General features: G+C 52.0%; 12 protein-coding genes and 1 tRNA gene. 4 read left to right on the top strand and 9 right to left on the bottom strand.

Annotation, left to right across the window (positions count from 1 at the left end):
- Positions 1-9 precede the first annotated feature (9 nt).
- The 3 genes from M3087_RS00995 to M3087_RS00985 all read right to left on the bottom strand — a co-directional run bounded on the left by M3087_RS00995 (position 10) and on the right by M3087_RS00985 (position 6,643).
- Positions 10-3,045 carry a SusC/RagA family TonB-linked outer membrane protein gene (locus M3087_RS00995; protein ID WP_249093084.1) on the bottom strand — a complete coding sequence of 1,012 codons (3,036 nt, stop codon included), beginning with the start codon at positions 3,043-3,045 and terminating at the stop codon, positions 10-12.
- Positions 3,046-3,085: 40 nt separating this feature from the next.
- On the bottom strand, positions 3,086-4,618 hold the full coding sequence (locus tag M3087_RS00990) for a hypothetical protein (protein WP_249093081.1): 1,533 nt from the start codon (positions 4,616-4,618) through the stop codon (positions 3,086-3,088).
- A 1,134-nt stretch (positions 4,619-5,752) separates the two neighbouring features.
- Positions 5,753-6,643 (bottom strand): DNA/RNA non-specific endonuclease, encoded by an 891-nt coding sequence (locus tag M3087_RS00985; protein WP_249093079.1) that lies wholly within the window; start codon positions 6,641-6,643, stop codon positions 5,753-5,755.
- 122 nt (positions 6,644-6,765) lie between these two features.
- On the opposite strand from M3087_RS00985, the gene M3087_RS00980 reads away from it, so the two are divergent.
- Both M3087_RS00980 and M3087_RS00975 read left to right on the top strand, forming a co-directional pair.
- Positions 6,766-7,380 (top strand): hypothetical protein, encoded by a 615-nt coding sequence (locus M3087_RS00980; RefSeq protein ID WP_249093078.1) that lies wholly within the window; start codon positions 6,766-6,768, stop codon positions 7,378-7,380.
- A gap of 67 nt (positions 7,381-7,447) precedes the next feature.
- Positions 7,448-7,520 (top strand) — tRNA-Thr (locus tag M3087_RS00975).
- Between the two features lie 40 nt (positions 7,521-7,560).
- On the opposite strand, the gene folB is transcribed toward M3087_RS00975, so the two are convergent.
- Together folB and M3087_RS00965 are read right to left on the bottom strand one after the other, a co-directional pair.
- Entirely contained in the window at positions 7,561-7,929 is a 369-nt protein-coding gene (gene folB / locus M3087_RS00970) for a dihydroneopterin aldolase (protein ID WP_106625826.1), read from the bottom strand.
- A 106-nt stretch (positions 7,930-8,035) separates the two neighbouring features.
- The gene (locus M3087_RS00965) at positions 8,036-10,576 is read right to left on the bottom strand and encodes an adenosylcobalamin-dependent ribonucleoside-diphosphate reductase (protein ID WP_249093075.1); all 2,541 of its coding nucleotides are present in this window, start codon (positions 10,574-10,576) and stop codon (positions 8,036-8,038) included.
- Positions 10,577-10,940: 364 nt separating this feature from the next.
- Here M3087_RS00965 and M3087_RS00960 point away from each other — a divergent pair, with 364 nt between their 5' ends.
- Positions 10,941-11,681 carry an NADPH-dependent oxidoreductase gene (locus M3087_RS00960; protein WP_249093074.1) on the top strand — a complete coding sequence of 247 codons (741 nt, stop codon included), beginning with the start codon at positions 10,941-10,943 and terminating at the stop codon, positions 11,679-11,681.
- Positions 11,682-11,853: 172 nt separating this feature from the next.
- Here the strand turns inward: M3087_RS00960 and dnaA are convergent, their stop codons facing one another.
- The 4 genes from dnaA to alaS all read right to left on the bottom strand — a co-directional run bounded on the left by dnaA (position 11,854) and on the right by alaS (position 19,123).
- A complete protein-coding gene (gene dnaA, locus M3087_RS00955; protein WP_106485216.1) occupies positions 11,854-13,251 on the bottom strand; it encodes a chromosomal replication initiator protein DnaA in 1,398 nt (465 codons plus the stop codon).
- 356 nt (positions 13,252-13,607) lie between these two features.
- The gene (locus M3087_RS00950; protein ID WP_022383948.1) at positions 13,608-14,501 is read right to left on the bottom strand and encodes an MlaD family protein; all 894 of its coding nucleotides are present in this window, start codon (positions 14,499-14,501) and stop codon (positions 13,608-13,610) included.
- Positions 14,502-14,513: 12 nt separating this feature from the next.
- Entirely contained in the window at positions 14,514-15,722 is a 1,209-nt protein-coding gene (locus tag M3087_RS00945; RefSeq protein WP_410796747.1) for an N-acetylmuramoyl-L-alanine amidase family protein, read from the bottom strand.
- 782 nt (positions 15,723-16,504) lie between these two features.
- Positions 16,505-19,123 (bottom strand): alanine--tRNA ligase, encoded by a 2,619-nt coding sequence (gene alaS / locus M3087_RS00940; RefSeq protein ID WP_249093070.1) that lies wholly within the window; start codon positions 19,121-19,123, stop codon positions 16,505-16,507.
- Positions 19,124-19,260: 137 nt separating this feature from the next.
- Here alaS and M3087_RS00935 point away from each other — a divergent pair, with 137 nt between their 5' ends.
- A complete protein-coding gene (locus M3087_RS00935) occupies positions 19,261-20,226 on the top strand; it encodes a M23 family metallopeptidase (RefSeq protein WP_106625825.1) in 966 nt (321 codons plus the stop codon).
- The last annotated feature ends 7 nt before the right edge of the window (positions 20,227-20,233 follow it).

Here is a 20,233-nt window from a genome sequence, read left to right as displayed (position 1 = left end):
TTATAGCAGTTAAAATTTCAAGTCAAGTCCGAATAAGAATGTGCGCGGGTTCGGATAGCCGATGCCGTCGATACCGGTTTCAATCACGCTGCCGTCGAGTTGCGGACGCTCGGGGTCCATGCCCGAGTAGCCGGTGATGGTGAACGGGTTCTGTGCAGAGAACGACAGACGGAGCTGCGAGCCGCTCACCCATGCTTTTGGCAGGGTGTAACCAATCTGCAGTTGCTTGCAACGCAGGTAGGAGCCATCCTCGACGTAGAAGCTGGACACACGGTGGTAATTGAGTTCCAAAGCCGTATAGCTCATGCGCGGAATGTCGTAGCTTGTTCCTTCGCCGTGCCATGCTTTTTCAAGCGTGCCTTTGTAGACGTTCTGACCATTCTCTCCCGAGTAGTAGCCCTTGGTCTTGTTGTAGATGTCGTTGCCGAAGGTGCCGTAGAAGTTGGCGGAGAAGTCGATGTTCCTCCAGTTCAGTCCCAGGTTGAAGCCCAGCATCAGGTCGGGATAGGGGTTACCGATCCAGGTCTTGTCGTTGGCATCGAGCACGCCGTCGTGGTTCAGGTCCTTGAAGCGGATGTCGCCCGGTTTGGCGTTGGGCTGGATGGCCTTGCCGTGCTCGTTGGTGTGGGCGTTCACTTCGGTCTGGTTCTGGAAGAGTCCGTCGGCTACATAGCCATAGAAGCGGGAGATGAGCCCTCCGTCTTCATTGCGGATAATCTGGTCGCTATGGAAGCCGCCGGTGGCTATCGGGCCGTCGCCGGAGAACTTGATGGCCTTGTTGCGGATGGAGGAGAGGTTCAGCCCGACGTTGTAGGCGAAGTCGCTGACCTTGTCACGCCAGTTGAGGCTCATCTCCCAGCCGGTAGCCTGCATGCTGCCGATGTTCATCCACAGCGTGCTGTTCCAGTTGGGATAGCCGGCAACGAGGACGTTCTGTTTGGAGTAGAGCATGTCGTGGGACTTCTTCTGGAAGTACTCGAAGGTGAAGTCGAGGCGTGACTTGAGGACGGACATGTCGATGCCGACGTTCCAGTCCTCCACGGTCTCCCAACGCAGCTGGTTGTTGCCGACGGTGGAGACACTCGTACCGGTCACACGTTGCGGGGTGGCGCCGAACACATAGTCGCTCTGTCCGAGCAGGGTGAGGGTGGCGTCGTTGCTGATGTTCTGGTTGCCCACCTTACCCCAGCCGGCGCGCAGCTTGAGGTTGTCGAACACCTCCTGGTCCTTCATGAACTCTTCGCCGATGATTCTCCATGACACGGATACCGAGGGGAAGTAGGCATACTTGCTGCCTTCGGGGAAGCGCGACGAACCGTCGGCACGGAGCGATGCGGTCACGTAGTAGCGGTTGTCGTAGTTGTACATGATACGTCCGAGGAAGGATGCCAGGGTGTTGTAGGACGTGTCGCCGTTGGCACGCTGGTTCTGGGTGCCGGCGCTGACCTCGCGCATGATTTCCAGGTCACTGGGCACGGCAGCACGGGCAGCATAGGTGTTGAACCACGCATAGCGTTCGGCGGTGAAGCCTGCCATGGCGGTGAAGTTGTGCTTCTCCCGGAACGTGTCCATGTAGGTGAGGGTGTTGGTCCAGTTCCAGTCCATCCACTCCTGACTCTGGCGGGACACGTCGCTCAGGGTCGACTGCTCCAGGGCGTCGATGTAGAATTGCGGCGTGTAGCCGTCCGAACGGCGGAAGTGGGCGTTCGTGGCAAACTGGGTGCGGAAGTTCAGCTGCTTGAGCGGCGTAATCTGCAGCCAGGAGTTGAGCATCGCACCGAGGTCGCGCGAATGACCGTTCGAGCGTGCCAGTGAGGCGGCAGGGTTCCACTCCTGGTTGTTGTAGGAGCGTTGGTAGTTGTTGTAGACGTTGTCCACCCACTTGTCTTCCGGCTTGAAGACAGGGGTTGTCGGGTCCATCGCCATGGCGGCTCCAAAGAGGTTGGGCGTGTTGTCCCACGACTCCACACGCGGAGCGATGTCGACGCCGAGCTTCACATACTTGTTGAAGGTGTATTCGGTGTTCAGGCGTACGTTGACCTTGTCCCAGTAGCCCACGTCGTACTGTGAGTTGTTGCGGAAGTAGCCGACGCTGAAGTTGTAGAGCAGCTTGTCGCTGCCGCCGGAGATGTTGAGCGAGTAGTTCTGCATGAGGGCGGTCTTGTTGACCACTTCGTCCCACCAGTCCGTTCCGCCCGGGTTGGTCGTGGCACCGGTATCGTTCCAGATGGAAGCCTTGCCGTCGTTCTCATAGCGTGCGTTGAACGTCGCCTTGTATTCTTCGGCGGACGCGATGCTCGGCTTCGAGAGGGTCTGGAAGCCGACGGAGGCGGCAAAGTTGATGGTCGTCTTGCCTGCCATGCCCTTCTTGGTCGTGATGAGGATGACGCCGTTGGAGGCACGCGTACCGTAGATGGCGGCAGCAGCTGCGTCCTTCAGAATCTCCATCGAGGCAATGTCATTGTTGTTGAGGAAGTTGATGTTGTCTCCGACCGGCATGCCGTCGACCACATAGAGTGGTGAGCTCCCGTTGACGGTGGTCACACCGCGGATGATGACCTTCGGTGTGGTGCCCGGTCCGCCACCGCTTGCCACCTGCAGACCGTTGACCTTGCCTTGCAGGGCATCCATGGCGTTGCCGGTCGTCTGTTTCACGATTTCATCGCCTTTGACCGTCGAGATGGAACTGGTCAGGTCGCTCTTCTTCACTGCGCCGTAGCCGATGACCACCACTTCGTCGAGCAGTTCGTTGGCTTCCTGCAGGGTGACGTTGAGTACGGTCTGTCCCTTCACGTTGATTTCTTGGGTGGTATAACCGACGGACGTGAACACCAGCGTGGCGTTCCGGTCTACCCCGGTAAGCCTGTAGTTACCGTCGATGTCGGTTGTCGTGCCTTTTGCGGTTCCCTTGATTTTGATGGTGACGCCGATGACGGGCTGCTTGTCTGTCCCGGATATCACCTTTCCGCTCAGGTTGAGCTGCTGTGCCAGCAGGCTGAGGCTTGTCAGCAGGAAGCAGCATAGGAATATCAGTTGTCTTTTCATTGTCGTTAAATCTGATTGGTTGGAGCTATTGTCTCTTTACTCATTTTGCCGGAACAATCTTTCCGCGTCCCAGGTGGGCGTCGAACACGAACCGGTAGTTGCCTCCCGTCTTCACGGTCGGTTTCGCCCAGTTGTCGCCGACAGCCGTGCCGTTTGCCCACTTGCGGTTGGTGCCTTCCCAGTCGGGGTTCACATCGTTCTTTTTGGAGAAATAGCCGAACTTCTCGATGTCCTCCGAGTTGTCCACACGCCATTCCACATGGTCCCACCAGCCGTCGGGGTGGTAGTTGGTGATGATGAAGTTCATCTTCTGTCCGGCTTCCAGTGTCCAGGTATCTCCCGGTGCAGGGTAGTAGAACAGGTGAGGGTTCCTAGCGTCCTGCACGAACTTGTGGTTGCCTGCGTCTGACGGCGAACCGCCCCAGCCGAGGTAGAAGTCAATCATCTCGCTTCCGCTTTCCCAACGGTCAAAGTTGGCGGAACCTGCACCGTACTTCTTGTACTTGATGGGGTCGGTAGCTTCGGCGACGGAGTAGGTGCGTGTCTTGAAGGTGCCCTCTTTGACGTTGAGGTCGATTTCATAGTACACGCCCGCCTTGTCGAGGACGATGGGGAGGGCTGTTTCCGGGTCGTCGGTCAGCTTGCTCTTGTTGTCCGGGTCAAGACCGAAGCAGATGGGTGCGAAGTCGGTCTTTTGCGGCAGGAAGAAAATCTTGGTTCCGGCAGTCTCGTTGTAGTAGCGTGCACGGTACTGGTAGGCTCCCGTATGGCTGATGACCATCGGCACGCCGAACACGTCGCTGTTCAGCTCTTCCACCGTGGCGACGTCGGCAAGATACATCTTCGGGAAGTCCGGCATTTCCGAGACATTGAGCACACTCGTGGCGACGGTCTCGTTGCCTTTCTTGTCGACCGCCTTCAGGGTGATGTTGTAGCTCTTGGCGACATTGGGCAGGGTAAACCGCTCGGTGTGGGTCAGGCTGGACTGTCCGCCGGCATCCACTTTCTTGTCGGCATATCCTTCCACGCCGGGGATGTTGATGAGGACATAGTCCAGCTGACGGTCGTCGGTCGCCGTGAAGCTGAGTTTGAAGGACGTCTGCTGCTTGATGAGCACCGTCACCTCTTTATCAGGCGATGCGGTGAAGGCAGGAGCCGAGAAGTCACCGTCCATGGTGACGAGCACATCCCTGGAGACACTTCGTCCGCCGACGTCCGTCACGGTCACCTTGATGACAAAGCGCTCGCCGATTTCATCCTTCTTCAGGTTGAACGAATAATTCAATTGATAGGTTGGTTTAGGTTCGCCATAGATATCAATGAGGTCGATGGTCTTGTCCAGATAGAGGTCCGGGCAGGAGAGATTGACTGAAGCAATGCCATCTTTGTCTTCCAGTTCTCCGGTGATGGTGAAGGCATGTCCTGCCCCCGACTCGATGTGTTCGCTCGTCAGTGTCAGGACCGGATTCTGTCCGTCCACATCGGGGAACCCCGAGTCATCACTACAGCCTGAAGTACTTAAAGCCAAAGAAAACAGAGCCCATAGGGAGGCTCGCATGAATAGCTTGTTCATACAGGTTTCATTTAAAGTTAAACATTCAGGTAGTTTGGTAATTAGTCTTTCATTTCACTGCTGAAATTCGTGCGTAAATGTAGAGGTTCTCCTGCCGTTCCGCCGGACATGAATCCTTCAGAGATGCGGTGTAAATCAGTTATTGAATGAAATGGGTAGTTGGTTTGACAGATTCATGGTGTATGGTGACTGCTGACACTTTGAAAGCATATCCCATCCTCTGCTTCCCTTATTTCCCAAATTGCCGTTTTCCGCTAACGAACACTTTTCAAATTCCGGTTAAACTGGAGATGAAGTGCAAAGAAACGTGAACGAAAACCTTCGAAAAGGTCTCTTATTTAGGAAAACTATACATTCCATTTCCAGAAAACAGGCAAAACGTGCCCGGAAGAATATTGTTTCGCGAGCCAAACAATATAGTTTGCCGCGTCAAACAATATAGTTTCCCCCTCCAAACACGATTGTTTCATGCCCGGAAGTCAAATCTTTGGAGACTGAAACTGAAAAACTTCGAGTTTCACTCTCTGGAAGGAGTGCTGCGTCAAAAAATCAGAAGGTAATAAAATGGATGAGGATTCGGGCGCAAGATGTCTGTGAGAAAGGTTCCCAGTCCTTCCGATTCTCATACGTATGTCATCCGACGCGAACCGATGACAAAGTGTATTTTGCGAATCGCCTGAGAAGGGCCTCGGAATCCACCAACCTGCATTTTGGTGCGAGGAAAGGCACTGTGACGCCCTTCGTTTGACATTTTGTCAAATGCCGATACATGCGTTGTCTGGGGATATATATGTCGGATGGGAATGGTTGGAACCGTTATGGGAAGGGGATAAAAACAAAGAGAGGACATTTCCTGCGAAACATCCTCTCTTGCTATATGAAAAAGCCGCACTGGTGATGCGATGAAACTCCGAGTAATAAGATTTGAGAGCTCATCCCCTTTGTAATCCACCGGCTTAAAGCTACCCGAAGGCGTGGCCCGCCATTGGAGATTGAAGCGTATCTCGGTATTTCAGTGTAATTGATGAGTTTCCCAGTTCTACCAATGCGGCTCATCTTTTTCGTTGTACAAATGTAGAAATAATATTGTAATCGTACAAGGATTGGATAAAAAAATCTTTCTTTTCCCTCTGTCTATCTCTTCCGGTCGTCCATGAACCGCCAGCGTCCTGCCGGGTTTTGCGCCTCCACCTTACGCTCTACATCATCCGGTAAGGATGCAAAAAAGTCTATACCAGTACGACGTTCCACTTCGTCCACACTCATCATGAACTCACGCATCTTGGCTCCCTTCTTGTTCCGGTGAGGATAGATGAAGCCGATGGCTCTGGGTGTCTTGGCGTAGGGTGCAAGGATGACTTTGAAGAAGGCGCTGGGTACGACGACCTTGCCCTGTCCGATACGTTTCGGGCTTTTCCCGACTATCGGTCCGCACACAATCCAGATGGCACTGTCGCGCTGTGCCCATTCGCGGCATTGACGTTCCAGCTGTCCCCAGTTGCCGGCATTGAAGGCGGACTGTTGCGGACACATGTTCGTCAGATAGAAACACTCTGCCATGGCTTGTTCGTCCCAACGCATGTCGGCTGCCGGCACCATGTGTCCGCGGCTGTAACCGGAGCGGCGGTAATCGTCCAAAGTCGCTTGCGGACCTTTGAAGTCGGGGTCCTCGCAGAAGGAATCTTCCCGTTCCATCTTAGGTTGGGTCTCACTGGCTGTGAGTTCCCATGCCACCCAGTTCGGAATCTTCCATTCAGCGTTATAGGATACGACAAATCCCTTATGATGCAGGATGTGTTCGTCGCGGCTATCCAAAGGAGCAGGCAGAGCCATTCCCCTTTCTCCATCCGACGAACGGGAAGTCGTCGGTGAAGCAGCTGGTTGAGGGGCAGCCTGTTGCAGAACCGGTATCTCGGGAAGGGCAGCTTTCCCTCCTTGTTTATATAAACCGAAGAGGTAGGATACGCCCAACGCCACAATCACAGCCAGCCATGTTTTCGTTGTCTTGGTTTTCTTTCGTTTCATTGCGAGTGAAGTTGCTTGTTTCAGGGCGCAAAGATAAGCTTCTTTCTAAAATGTGTCACCAAGAAACGCCTGATTCCGGGCAAAAAGGCTATATTTGCTTCACGAAAAAGAATTGAAAGTCTATGAATATGGAACAGTGGAGCAAGGAAGAGTCGCTATTGGTCCTGGACCTGTATCTGAGTAAACCCGTTGGGATGAAGTCTGTCACCGATGAAACGCTGGTTGACCGGGCGCAGTTGCTGGGGCGTACACCTGACGCCTTTTGCCGGAGGATGATGCAATTCCAGCAGTGGTATCCTGTGCTCCCCTTTGATGCCGGGGAGGATGTTTTCGGGGATGACAATCCGGCTGTCTGGAGCATCTATTTTGGTCAGCCCAAGTTGGCGCATCGGGAGGCTACGGCATTGCTGAAGGATTTTTGCATCGGGACATTGGTCCTGAACCTTTATTTTCAGCTCATCATTTCAACCATGAACGAGAAGGTACCGGAAGTGATGGCATTGGCGCGGCAAGTGAAGCGTCCGACAAAAGAAATCGTCGCTTTGCTCCATGTCTATGCTGCCCTCGACCCCTTTGTGAAGGACCATCCGGCTGATGACCTGGCCATTCCCTCTGTGTACCGGCAGTTGTGGAGTCGGTATGCCGACGACATGGACAAGCTTTCCCGAGTAGCGAAATACGTCGAGGGGCATTATTCACCAAAGCGAGTCCGTAAGAAAAATGAGGAGAGGAAGTAAAAAAATATCGACTTTTCTTTTCAGTTTACCAAAGAAGCATTATCTTTGCACCGCCTTTAAGGGAAAAGCCGAAATGGCTCAGTTGGTAGAGCAATTCATTCGTAATGAATAGGTCCCGGGTTCGAGTCCCGGTTTCGGCTCACAAGAGGATGCATCCACACCGGATGCATCCTCTTTTTGCTATTTATTCCATTCCTCTCTTCCGACGGTGAGCAGAATGCCTGCCCCGGTACAATCGGCTCCCATGGGAGGATTCTGTTTGAGCAGTTCAAGCTCAATCTGTTCGATGTTGGGGAAATCAGTAAACAGACGGTTGAGAATGCGTCCGCCTACATGTTCGAGGAGGAGGGAGGGGTGTGCCATCTCTTCCTTGACACGGTTGAACACTTCAGCATAGTTGAGTGTTCCTGCCAGTTCGTCGGTTTTCAGGGCTTGGGTAAAGTCCGTTTTGATTTTCAGGCTGACGGTAAAGACAGCACCTACGGCAGTTTCCTGCGGGTCTACACCGTGGCGGGCATAGAAACGGACGTCTTTGAGTAGGATGTACATGTTCATGGGATGTAAAAAGGGAAAAACAGATACGTCCACGCTTTTTGCGGGGCGCGGACGTATGATGGGTTATAATTCTGTATTTTCTTTGTTGTCGGTTGGTGGGTTATCCACAGCGTGACGAACCACAGGTCTTGCAGATGAGGCATCCTTCCTGATAGACCAAAGTCTCTTGGCCGCAGTTCGGACATTTCATGCCTTTGGCTTCCGTGCCGTCAATGACGTACTTCTTCAAGGCACGTGCCACACCATTCTTCCACGTATTGATGTTCTCGCTGTCGAGTTGGAGCGATTCTACCAGCTTGATGACCTTTTCAATCGGCATCCGCCAGCGCAACACGCCGGAAATCAACTTGGCATAGTTCCAGTACTCCTTGTTGAAACGCTCAGACAGACCTTCCACGGTCATCTTGTAGCCACGGCGGTTCTCGAACTGGAAGTCGTAGCGTTTGTTGCCGTTTTCATCGATGTTCTTGATGATGCGTCCGTGAGTCACCGACTTCGGGAGTACGATACCTTCATCGTCATCCTGCAATCCGGTGAAGATTTCATACGGATGTCCGTCGAGCAGACCGACGAAAGCCACCCATTTGTCCTTGTTGTTTTGGAAACGCACCACGTCGCATTCCAATACTTTCGGACGCACCTCGACGATTTCAGGACGTTTGAAGGGTGCCGGTTCCTCTTTCTTCTTGTCGTTCTTGGCAGAGATAAGCACTCCTGAACGCGAACCGTCCCGATAGACCGTACAACCCTTGCAACCCGAACGCCAGGCCTCTACGTAGAGGCGGTTGACGAGGTCTTCATCCACATTGTTGGGGAGGTTGATGGTCACGCTGATGGAGTGGTCCACCCACTTCTGGATGCGTCCCTGCATCTTCACTTTCATCAGCCAGTCTACATCGTTTGAAGTCGCTTTGTAGTAGGGTGACTGGGCAACCAGTGCGTCAATCTCTTCCTGGGTGTATTTCTTGTCCGTGTCGTAACCGTTCGCCTTCATCCAGGTGAGGAAGTGATGGTGGTAGACAATGTATTCTTCAAATGCATCACCCGTTTCGTCCACATAGTCGATGTGTACTTCGGGGTCGTTGGGATTTACCTTCCGACGACGTTTGTAGACCGGCATGAATACGGGTTCGATGCCTGAGGTGGTCTGTGTCATCAGACTGGTAGTTCCCGTGGGGGCAATGGTGAGGCAGGCGATATTACGGCGTCCGTATTTCACCATGTCTTCATACAGTTCGGGGTCAGCATCCTTCAGGCGGTTGATGAACGGATTGTTCTTCTCACGCTCGCTGTCATAGATGGTGAAGGCACCACGTTCCTTTGCCATGTTGACTGATGAGCGGTATGCCATCAGGGCGATGGTCTTGTGTACCTTTTCAGAGAAAGCCGTAGCTTCTTCAGTGCCATATCGCAACCCCATGGCTGCAAGCATGTCACCTTCGGCGGTGATACCTACGCCGGTGCGTCGTCCCTGTCCGGTCTTCTTGTAGATTTTCTCCCACAGGTGCTCTTCCGAACCTTTTACCTCTTCACTTTCAGGGTCTGATTTGACCTTCTCCATGATGGCATCGATCTTCTCCAGTTCCAGGTCGATGATGTCGTCCATGATGCGTTGGGCATAGCCGACATGTTTTTCGAATGTCTCAAAGTCGAAATAGGCCTCCGGAGTAAACGGATTGATGACATAGGAATAAAGATTGATGGCAAGCAGACGGCAGGAGTCGTACGGGCACAATGGAATCTCACCGCAGGGATTGGTTGACACGGTGCGGTAGCCGAGGTCGGCATAGCAGTCGGGCACTGATTCGCGGATGATGGTGTCCCAGAAGAGTACACCGGGTTCTGCCGATTTCCAGGCATTGTGTACGATTTTCTTCCACAGCGCCGACGCATCGATTTCCTTTTTGACCTTCGGGTTCTTGGAATCTATGGGGAACTGCTGTACGTAGGGCGTACCGTCAATGGCTGCCTGCATGAATTCGTCGTCGAGCTTTACCGAGACGTTGGCGCCTGTCACCTTGCCTTCCGTCATTTTGGCATCGATGAAAGCTTCCGAGTCGGGGTGCTTGATGGAGACACTCAGCATGAGGGCACCGCGGCGTCCGTCCTGTGCGACCTCACGGGTTGAGTTGGAGTAGCGTTCCATGAACGGCACCAGACCCGTGGAGGTCAGTGCCGAGTTTTTCACGGGTGAACCTTTCGGACGGATGTGTGAGAGATCGTGCCCGACACCGCCACGACGTTTCATCAGCTGCACCTGTTCTTCATCGATGCGGATGATGGCGCCATACGAGTCGGCAGAACCATCCATGCCGATGACAAAGCAGTTGGACAGCGAGGCAATCTGGTAATCGTTGCCGATACCGGTCATGGGGCTTCCCTGAGGAACAATGTACTTGAAATGGTCCATCAGGTCGAAGAGCTCCTGTGCGCTCATCGGGTTCGGATACTTGGCTTCGATGCGTGCCACTTCGTTGGCGATACGCCAATGCATGTCGGCTGGTGACTTTTCGTAGATGTTACCAAACGAATCTTTCACTGCGTATTTGTTGACCCAAACGCGTGCAGCCAACTCGTCTCCCTTGAAATAATCCAGGGAGGCATTAAACGCTTCGTCGTACGTATAAGTTTGCTTTTCCACAATGGTAGGTATTATGTGTTAGTCCTTGATTTCTGAATTTAGTGTCAGGTCTCGGTTGTAGAAGTTGAGACAGGGCTAACGAATGTGTCGGCAAAGCTATACATGTTTTCTCTATTGGCAAAATTTTCAATAAAGATTTTATGCCTATTTATGAAGTTTTCCAAAACTGAATAAATGACTATTGATTATTAGGGTGTTATGAGTTTTGCTTCTATGAAAAGTTTGCCAAAAGGAAAAACTTTGATTGGAGATAGGCAATGAAGTTGTTGAAAAGTTATTGTCAGTTGTTGAAAAAAAGAAGTCTGCTTGACAGCTCTCTTTCATATTATTCCTTAAATTTGTTCCGTAAAAACAATATTACTTTATGGAACACGTAAAACAAAGACGGACTATTCGCAAATATGCCGATAAACCCATTGAACCGGCATTGCTCGATGAGTTGCTGGAGACAGCCGGACGAGCTTCGACCATGGGAAACCTGCAACTCTACAGTGTGGTCGTTACGCGCGACCGCGCCATGAAGGAGAAGCTGGCTCCTGCGCATTTCAACCAGCCGATGGTGACTGATGCACCCGTAGTGTTGACCTTTTGTGCCGATTTCCACCGTACAAGCGTGTGGTGTGAGAACCGGAAGGCGGTACCGGGTTATGATAATTTCCTGTCCTTTCTGAATGCTTCCATCGATACCTTGCTCTATGCACAGACGTTTTGTACGCTTGCCGAAGAGCAGGGCTTGGGCATCTGCTACCTGGGAACGACCATCTATCAGCCCGACGTGCTGATTGACACCTTGAAGCTCCCGAAGCTGGTGATGCCTGTCACGACCGTCGCCGTAGGTTATCCTGCCGAACATCCCGAACAGCCCGACCGTCTGCCTGCCGGAGCTTTTGTGCATGAGGAGACCTATCATGACTATACGTCCGCAGATATCGACCGTCTGTATGCCTATAAGGAGGCTTTGCCGGAGAACAGACATTTTGTTGAAATCAACCATACGGAAACCCTGGCTCAGATATTCACGGATATCCGTTACACGAAGAAGGACAACGAAGCCATGTCGGAAACCTACCTGGCAGCCATGAAGCGTCAGGGATTCCTGAAGTAAACGGTTCAGGAAGTTGTTTCCTCAAGAGCTGGAAAAGCAAAGACACGAAGTCACAGAGTCAGAGCCTTGACAGGCAATCATTGGTTTCTCTCTGTGATTTCGTGTCTTTGTTGTATGTCGGATGGGGTGTATTTGTCTGCTGGCTGTTGTCTTCCGGATATCTGCCGTCTTCCTAGCAGCGGATCATGTTTTCGATTTCTTCCATTTCGCTCCGGAAGTTCTTATCGATTTCCAGTTGGTTCTGCACCATCTTGCAGGAATGGAGCACCGTCGAGTGGTTGCGCTTGGCAATGAGCTTTCCAATCCGTACACACGACGTGTCGGTGTATTTCTTGGCCAGATACATGGCTACCTGACGGGCTATCGCCACATTATGTTTGCGGGAACGGGAGTGGAGACTCTCTTTCTCGATGTCGTAGTGTTCGCACACTTTGGAGATGATGGTATCGATGGTAATTTCTTTCTTCTCGACTTTGGCAATCTTCTTCACCACGCTTTCGGCAAGATTGATATCGATGTCCTTGTTGTAGACTGCTGAATAGGCCATCAATGAATTGACCACTCCTTCCAAGTCGCGCACACTCTCATTGACATTTTCAGCAATGAAGTTGATGACGGGTTCGGGGAATTCCAGTCCGTCGCGGTGAATCTTGTCCTTCAGGATATTCTTGCGCAATTCGGTGTTGGGTTTCTCCAGTTCGGCGAGTAGTCCCCATTTGAAGCGGGTGAGTAGGCGGTCTTCCATGCCTTGCAGTGCCACAGGCGGACGGTCGGACGTCAGAATCAACTGTTTGCCGTTCTGATGCAGGTGATTGAAGATATGGAAGAAGGTGTTCTGGGTCTTCGTCATGGCGGCGAACTCCTGAATGTCATCGATGATGAGGACATCGATGGTCTGATAAAAATTGATGAAGTCCGTCACCTTGTTGCGCAACGTGGCGTCCACAAACTGCACTTGGAACAGGTTGGCGGATACATACAATACACGCTTTTGCGGATAGAGCTCCTTGATGCGCGCACCGATGGCATTCACCAAGTGGGTCTTTCCCACACCGGATGCACCATAAATAAACAAGGGGTTAAACGCCGTCTTGGCGGGGCGGAGAGCTACTTCTTCAGCTACCGTACGAGGCAACTTGTTGCTTTCCCCTTCGATAAAGTTGTCGAAGCGGTATTTGGGGTTCAGGCGCGGATCGAGTGCCGGAGCTGTCTGTTGGGGAGTAAACGGAGTACGATTGGCTCCCGTCACAGCCTGGGGCTGCGGGACAGTCGGCTGGTTGGTCGAAGGAATTTTGGTGGTGATGTGGTTGGTCTTGTCGGTCAAGACGCTGTACATCAACCGGGTGCCTTCTCCTATTTCCTTATAGAGAACAGAGCGCAGCAGTCCCAGGTACTTCTCTTCTATGAACTCATAGAAGAACTGGCTGGGGACTTCCACGGTCAGTGTCTTGTTCTCATACTTCAGAGGTATGATAGGTTTGAACCACGTGTTGAATGCAGGCTCAGGCACGTTGTCTCTAATCACTTGCAGACAGCGATTCCATAGCTCTACATGATTGTTTTCCATCATAGGGCTTAATCAAACATTTATTAACTTGTCAAAACTTCTACGCTGCAAAATAGGCAATATAAATCAGAAAAAACAAATCTCCTTTTTCTTGGAATTTAGAAAGTAATGGTAAGGATCTCATTATTAGGTTGTTCTTTCGGGGCTTTCGGAAGGGGATGAAGGCTTCAGACTTGCGTATTTGAAAGCCTCTGTATGTGAGAGTCTTTTAGTTTTTGTACTCCTCCTTAAAGTCCTTGAATAAGGGAGGCGAAGAGGATGTTTTCCTTTTGATACCGAAAGGATTATGTCATCCGCTTCGCCTTCCTTCTGTCTAAATAATAATTTAGACAGATTCTAGATAAAGGCTATTTGGCGTCTTATTTGTCCTTCCGTCCGAAGAGGGAGAAATGGACGTAACGTTTGGGGTGTGCCTTGAGGTCTTCCAGCAAATCGGCAGCATTACCGGTCGTCCGGGTCAGGTTGTTGTAGAGGGTGCTGTCGTTGAGCAGGAGGCCCAGGTTGTTGTCCTTGTCATTGAGCTTGTCGGTCATCCGGGTGATGTCGGCAAGGGTGGCATCGATGCGTTGCAACATGGCATTGTAGTCCGTCTGTGCAAGGTTGTCGCTGATGCTGACGAAATTGTCGCTGATGTGGTTCAGCTTGCCCGTCAGCTGGGGAATATCGTTCTGCATGAGGTGATTGATCTGACGGGTAGTGGTGTTCAGGTTGGCTGTGATTTGCTCGGTGTTGTGCAGGGTTGCAGCCAAGGCAGGGTCAGCCAACAGTTTGTTGAGCGAAACCAGGATGGAGTCCATCTTGGGCAGCATCTGCTGGATGACCGGAATCATTTTCTGTGCTTCGCCCATGAGTCCGTTGTTTCCATGTCCGGGGATGGTGTCGCCCACTTCGACCCGTTCGCGCGGGTTGTTGGCAAGGAGCAGGTTCATTTTCACCGTACCGAGCATTTCAGTCACCAGTTCCGCCTGACTTCCCTTCGGGATGCGCAATCCTTCCTCCACGTCGATTTCGACCGTGACGTGTCCCGGGCGTTCATGGTCATAGTCGATGTTGCGGACGATACCTATATTATATCCGTCGGCATAGACCGGGCTTGACACTGTCAGGCCGCCGATGTTGTCATAAGCCACATAGTAGTAGTTGGTGGCCTTGAACATGTTGATGCCTCTCAAGAATTTGATGCCGAAAAAGAGTACAGCCACGGCAGCGATGCCGGCACATGCGATTTTGACTTCCTTTGTTACATATTTCATAGTTGTTCTGTCTTACTTATGTTTGTTTTGTTTGAATTCCTTGATAGCTTGTTGTACGTTCATCTTTTCATTGCCCCGGAAGGCTATGATGAAGGCATCCTTGAATTTTGCCAGGATTTGTTTTCGCGTACGGTAGACCTCGTTGTAGTCGGTAGAGGCACCATAGGTGTATTTGTACAGTCCGCCTTCCACATAATATTCGACCGGAGCAAGTCCTTTCAGTCTGCGGTCATTCGTTTTCAGCCGGGTGGAGGAGGTGAGAATCTGAATCTTGAATACAGGTGCATCCGTGGTCGTCTGAGATTGAGACGGAACAGGAGCCGTCGGTTCCGGAGTCTTTTCTGGTTCTGCCCGGGATTCGGATTCTTCGCTGACATCCTCTGTCGGGAGGTTGTTGCTGTCCTCAGCCGGCAGGTCAGCCGGTTCACCGACGCCCGATGTGCCGGGTTGGCGACGTTTGTAGTCAAGGATGGCATTGTAGATGCTGCGGCTCAGGTCCGACACTCCCTGTGCGGAATTCAGGTAGCGTTCTTCGTCCGGTGTAGAAATGTATCCCAACTCGACCAGAACGCTGGGCATGGAGGTAGCATGCAGGACCAGAAATCCCGCCTGACGTACTCCCCGGTCGTTGCGTCGCGCCGTGGTGCGGAACTGACGTTGGATGGATTGTGCCAGCCGGACACTCTGCTTCATGTTCTTGTCCTGTATGAACTCAAACATGATGTAGCTCTCTGCGGAATTGGGGTTGAAGCCCGCATAGCGTTGTTTGTAGTCGCTTTCAATGAGGATGACAGAGTTCTCTTTTTGGGCAACGGCAAGGTTTTCCTTTGTCCGGTGCAGTCCCAGGGTATAGGTCTCCGTTCCCCGTGCGATTTTTCCTTTGGGCAATGAGTTGGTGTGGATGGAGACGAAGAGGTCTGCCTGCGCACGGTTGGCAATGTCGGCGCGTCCGTGCAGCGGAATGAATTTATCGGTCTTGCGTGTGTAGACGACTTCCACGTCGCGACAGTTCTGCTCCAGCAGACGCCCCACGGCAAGTGCCACTTTCAGGTTGATGTTCTTTTCTTTGGAAATCCGCCCTACAGCTCCGGCATCATGTCCGCCATGCCCTGCATCGAGCACTACCGTAAAGTCTTTGGCTGTCAGCGGAGAAGCCAGGAGAAGGCACAGCCCCGTCCAACAGCAGATTCGCTTCCATATGTTCCGTATCCGTTTATGCATAGTGTCCATACGTTGTGCAAATGTAGTGCTTTCGATTTGAAAAACCGATAAAAGGAGATAGTTTTCATTGATTTTAACCGAATGGGGATTTACCGTCAGGTACAGGAGTCGGGTACCGGTATTCAAAATGCAACCTGTTTCCCGTTTATGGTTGACAGAATCGGCTGAATTGCCTTTTCCTGCTAACTCGTATTTGATGAAATTCCGGCAAACTAGCGCGTAACTGCAAAATAAAGTGGATGAAAGGGCAGTAAAAAGCCTTTGATTTTAGAAAACTATACACTTCGTTTTCGGAATCTTTACATTTTAACGCTCAAACACTATTGTTTCAGGCGTCAAACACTTGTGTTTGGCAAGTCAAACAATATTGTTTCACCTCCCAAACAATATTGTTTCATTCGCGAAAGTCAAATCTTTGGAAAATGAAACGCAAAAAAACCGAGTTTCACTCTCCAGAAGGTGAGTGATGTCAACAAATCGGAAGCTTTCATTAATCGTGAAATAGTCGGGTGTCGGGTGTTATTCGGATAGTAAATCCGGCCTTAGTCCCTTCATCAAGGATTGTATTCCGCTTGAATCGGTATCCATGTGTATTTTGCGAATCGTCCGAGAGGGGCCTCGGAATCCACCAAACTGTATTTTGGTGCGAGGAAGGGCCTTCTCAGGCGGTTCATTTGACATTTTGTCAAAATGAGAAGATTGCATGACGATATAAAAAAAGGCTTGTATGCGGGTGTCGTGCCCCGGCATACAAGCCTTTTCAGTGGGAGAGGGATTATTTCTTAGAATCCTGCCAGTTCAATCAGTTTGTCCACGGCAGCACTCAGTCCGTCGGCATTCTTACCACCAGCCGTTGCGAAGTGAGCCTGTCCGCCACCGCCACCTTGAATCAGTTTGGCAGCTTCGCGCACCAGTTTGCCGGCATTGATTCCGGTTGCTACGAGGTCCTCGCTCACAGCTACCGTCAGCATGGGCTTGCCGTTGTCGGTGCTTCCGATGGCAACGAAGAGGTTCGTCGGGAACTCACCCTTCAGCTGGAAGGCGATGTTCTTGACAGAGTCGGCAGGTATGGGGAGGACGGCCTTGATGACCTTTACACCATGTATATCCTTGGCATTGTTGATCAGTTTGCCTTTTACCAGTGCCTCTTTCTCTTTCATGAACGCTTCCATCTGTTTCTTCAGCCCGGCATTCTCCTCGATGTATTTGCGGATGGCAGCTTTCAGGTCGGGAGCGTTGTTGAAGAGCTGACGCAACTCGTTCAGCGTGTCCTCGATGGTGTCCATCATTTCTTCCACTTTCGCTCCGGTGATTGCCTCGATACGGCGGACGCCGGCAGCTACTGAACTCTCGGAAAGAATCTTCACCATACCGATTTTTCCGGTGGCAGACACATGTGTTCCACCACAGAACTCGATGGATGAACCAAACTGTACCACACGAACTTCATCGCCGTATTTCTCACCGAAGAGGGCAATGGCACCGAGTTCTTTGGCTTTCTCGATGGGCAGGTTGCGGTATTCGGTCAAGGGGATGTTCTCGCGGATTTTTGCATTTACCAGGTGTTCTACCTCACGCAGCTGCTCAGGAGTTACTTTCTGGAAGTGTGAGAAGTCGAAGCGCAGCCCGTCGGGGGTCACGAGTGAACCCTTTTGTTCCACGTGGGTTCCCAGAACCTGGCGGAGTGCCTCGTCGAGCAAGTGGGTGCATGAGTGGTTGGCAGCGCAGGCGGCACGCTTGTCCGTATCCACGCACGCCATCATCGGGGCATCCAGGTGTTCGGGCAGTCGCTTGGCGAGGTGGATGGGAAGATTGTTCTCCTTCTTCGTGTCAATGATTTCAACCGTTTCGAATTCATTGACCAGCACGCCGGTGTCGCCCACCTGACCTCCGCTTTCGGCATAGAACGGAGTCTTGTCGAGCACAATCTGGTAGAGTGTCTGGTTTTTCTGTTTCACCTGACGGTAACGCAGGATGGAAGTTTCGTATTCCGTATAATCATATCCGACGAATTCCGTTTCGCCCTCCTTGAGCACTACCCAGTCGCCTGTTTCTACGGCAGCAGCATTGCGGGCACGTTGTTTCTGTTTCTGCATCTCCACGTCGAACTCTTCCGTGTTGACCGTCAGACCGTTCTCGCGCAGGATGAGTTCGGTCAGGTCGAGCGGGAAGCCGAAGGTGTCGTAGAGCGTGAACGCATCCACACCACTGATTTCCTTTTTACCGGAAGCCTTGGCATCTTCCATGGTCTTGTCCAGCAGACGGATACCGGTCTCCAAGGTGCGGAGGAAGGCTTCTTCCTCTTCCTTGATGACTTTTTCGATGAGTGTCTGCTGTGCCTGGAGTTCGGGATAGGCATCACCCATGGTCTCAATCAGGATGGGCAGCAGGCGGTACATGAAGGCCTGCTTCTGTCCCAGGAAGGTATATCCGTAGCGGACGGCACGGCGCAGGATGCGTCGGATGACATACCCTGCTTTGGCATTTGACGGGAGCTGGCCGTCGGTGATGGAGAAGGCAATGGTACGGATGTGGTCGGCAATCACGCGCATGGCAACGTCCGTCTGCGGGTCTTTGCCATAGACCGTGCCTGCCATGGAAGCAATCACACGGATGATGGGTTGGAACACGTCCGTGTCATAGTTGGATGTTTTCCCCTGCAGGGCCATGCAGAGGCGTTCGAAGCCCATGCCGGTATCGATGACGCGGGCAGGGAGGGGTTCGAGGCTTCCGTCAGCCTTGCGGTTGTACTGCATGAAGACGAGGTTCCAGATTTCGATGACCTGCGGATGGTCGTGGTTCACCAGGTCACGTCCGGGAACTTTGGCGCGTTCTTCAGCCGGACGGAGGTCAATATGGATTTCCGAGCAGGGACCACAGGGACCCGTGTCGCCCATTTCCCAGAAGTTGTCGTGCTTGTTGCCGTTGAGGATGTGGTCTTTCGGGAGGAACTGTTCCCAGTAGCCGGCAGCTTCATTGTCCCGTTCTAGTCCTTCCTCGGGGCTTCCTTCGAAGACCGTGGCGTAGAGGTTGGCAGGGTCGATTTTCAGCACGTCGACCAGGTATTCCCATGCCCAGCTGATGGCCTCCTTCTTGAAATAATCTCCGAACGACCAGTTGCCCAGCATCTCGAACATCGTATGGTGGTAGGTGTCGTGTCCCACTTCTTCCAGGTCGTTGTGCTTGCCGCTCACGCGCAGACACTTCTGGGAGTCAGCCACACGTTTGTTCTTGGCGGGGTGGTTGCCAAGGATTATGTCTTTGAATTGGTTCATTCCGGCATTGGTAAACATCAAGGTCGGGTCATCTTTGATCACCATGGGAGCCGAAGGTACGATGACGTGGCCTTTTGACTCGAAGAAACGTTTAAAAGATTCTCTGATTTCTTTTGCAGTCAGCATATATCTAAAAGTCGTTTGTAGTTAATATTCTCAAAAACAGTTTGCAAAGATAAGGTCTTTTGTTATTTTTGCCTCAACTATTTATGTGAAATATTCATTAAGGTGGACCTTTTTGTTCACGTTGTTTGAAGAAAGGCATGCGCAAAGTCTATTATATCTATAACCCTCGAACCCGCACTTACGATAGGATTTATCCCACTGTCAGACAACGTATTCTCAGCATTGCTCGTCAGCTTTTTGTCGGTATGGGCCTGGGAGCCGGATGCTTCCTGGCCTTGTTTCTTTTCCTGGGCTCTCCTTCCGAGAAGGAACTCCGTGTGGAGAATGCGCGGATGGAAGCGCAGTACAATGTGTTGTCCAAGCAGCTGGATGATGCACTGACGGTCTTGAAGGACATCCAGCAGCGGGACGACAACCTCTATCGGGTGGTCCTGCAGGCAGACCCCATCGCCGACGGTGTCCGTATGGCGGGTTACCGGGACGGGCGTTACGAGGAGTTCATGGATCTGGCGAATGCCGATCTGGTGGTGAATACGACCCGGAAGCTGGATATGCTCCGCCGTCAGCTTTACATCCAGTCGGAGTCCTTTGACGAGGTCGTGTCGCTGTGTAAGAATCACGATGAGATGTTGCTCTGCATTCCCGCCATTCAGCCCATTTCGAACAAGGATCTCAAGCAGACGGCGTCCGGTTACGGGATACGTATCGACCCCATTTACAAGACGACCAAGTTTCACTCAGGCATGGACTTCAGCGCCAATCCGGGAACCGACGTCTATGCTACCGGTAACGGGACGGTGGTCTCTGCCGGGTGGGAAACTGCATACGGCAACACCATTGAAATCAATCATGGCTTTGGCTATCGCACCCGTTATGCCCATCTGCAATCCATCAAGGTGAAGGTGGGGCAGAAGGTGGTCCGCGGCGAGGTCATCGGTGGAGTGGGGTCGTCGGGCAAGAGCACGGGACCGCACTTGCACTACGAAGTGGTGGTCAAGGGGGAGAAGGTCAATCCGGTGAATTACTACTTCATGGATTTGAGTGCGGAGGATTACGACAAGATGATCCAGATGGCCGCCAACCATGGCAAGGTGTATGATTGATGTATAT

The organism is Mediterranea sp. ET5, from assembly GCF_023337025.1.
In the GTDB taxonomy this organism is placed as follows: Bacteria; Bacteroidota; Bacteroidia; order Bacteroidales; family Bacteroidaceae; genus Phocaeicola_A.
This window is presented reverse-complemented; position numbering and strand designations above follow the sequence as displayed.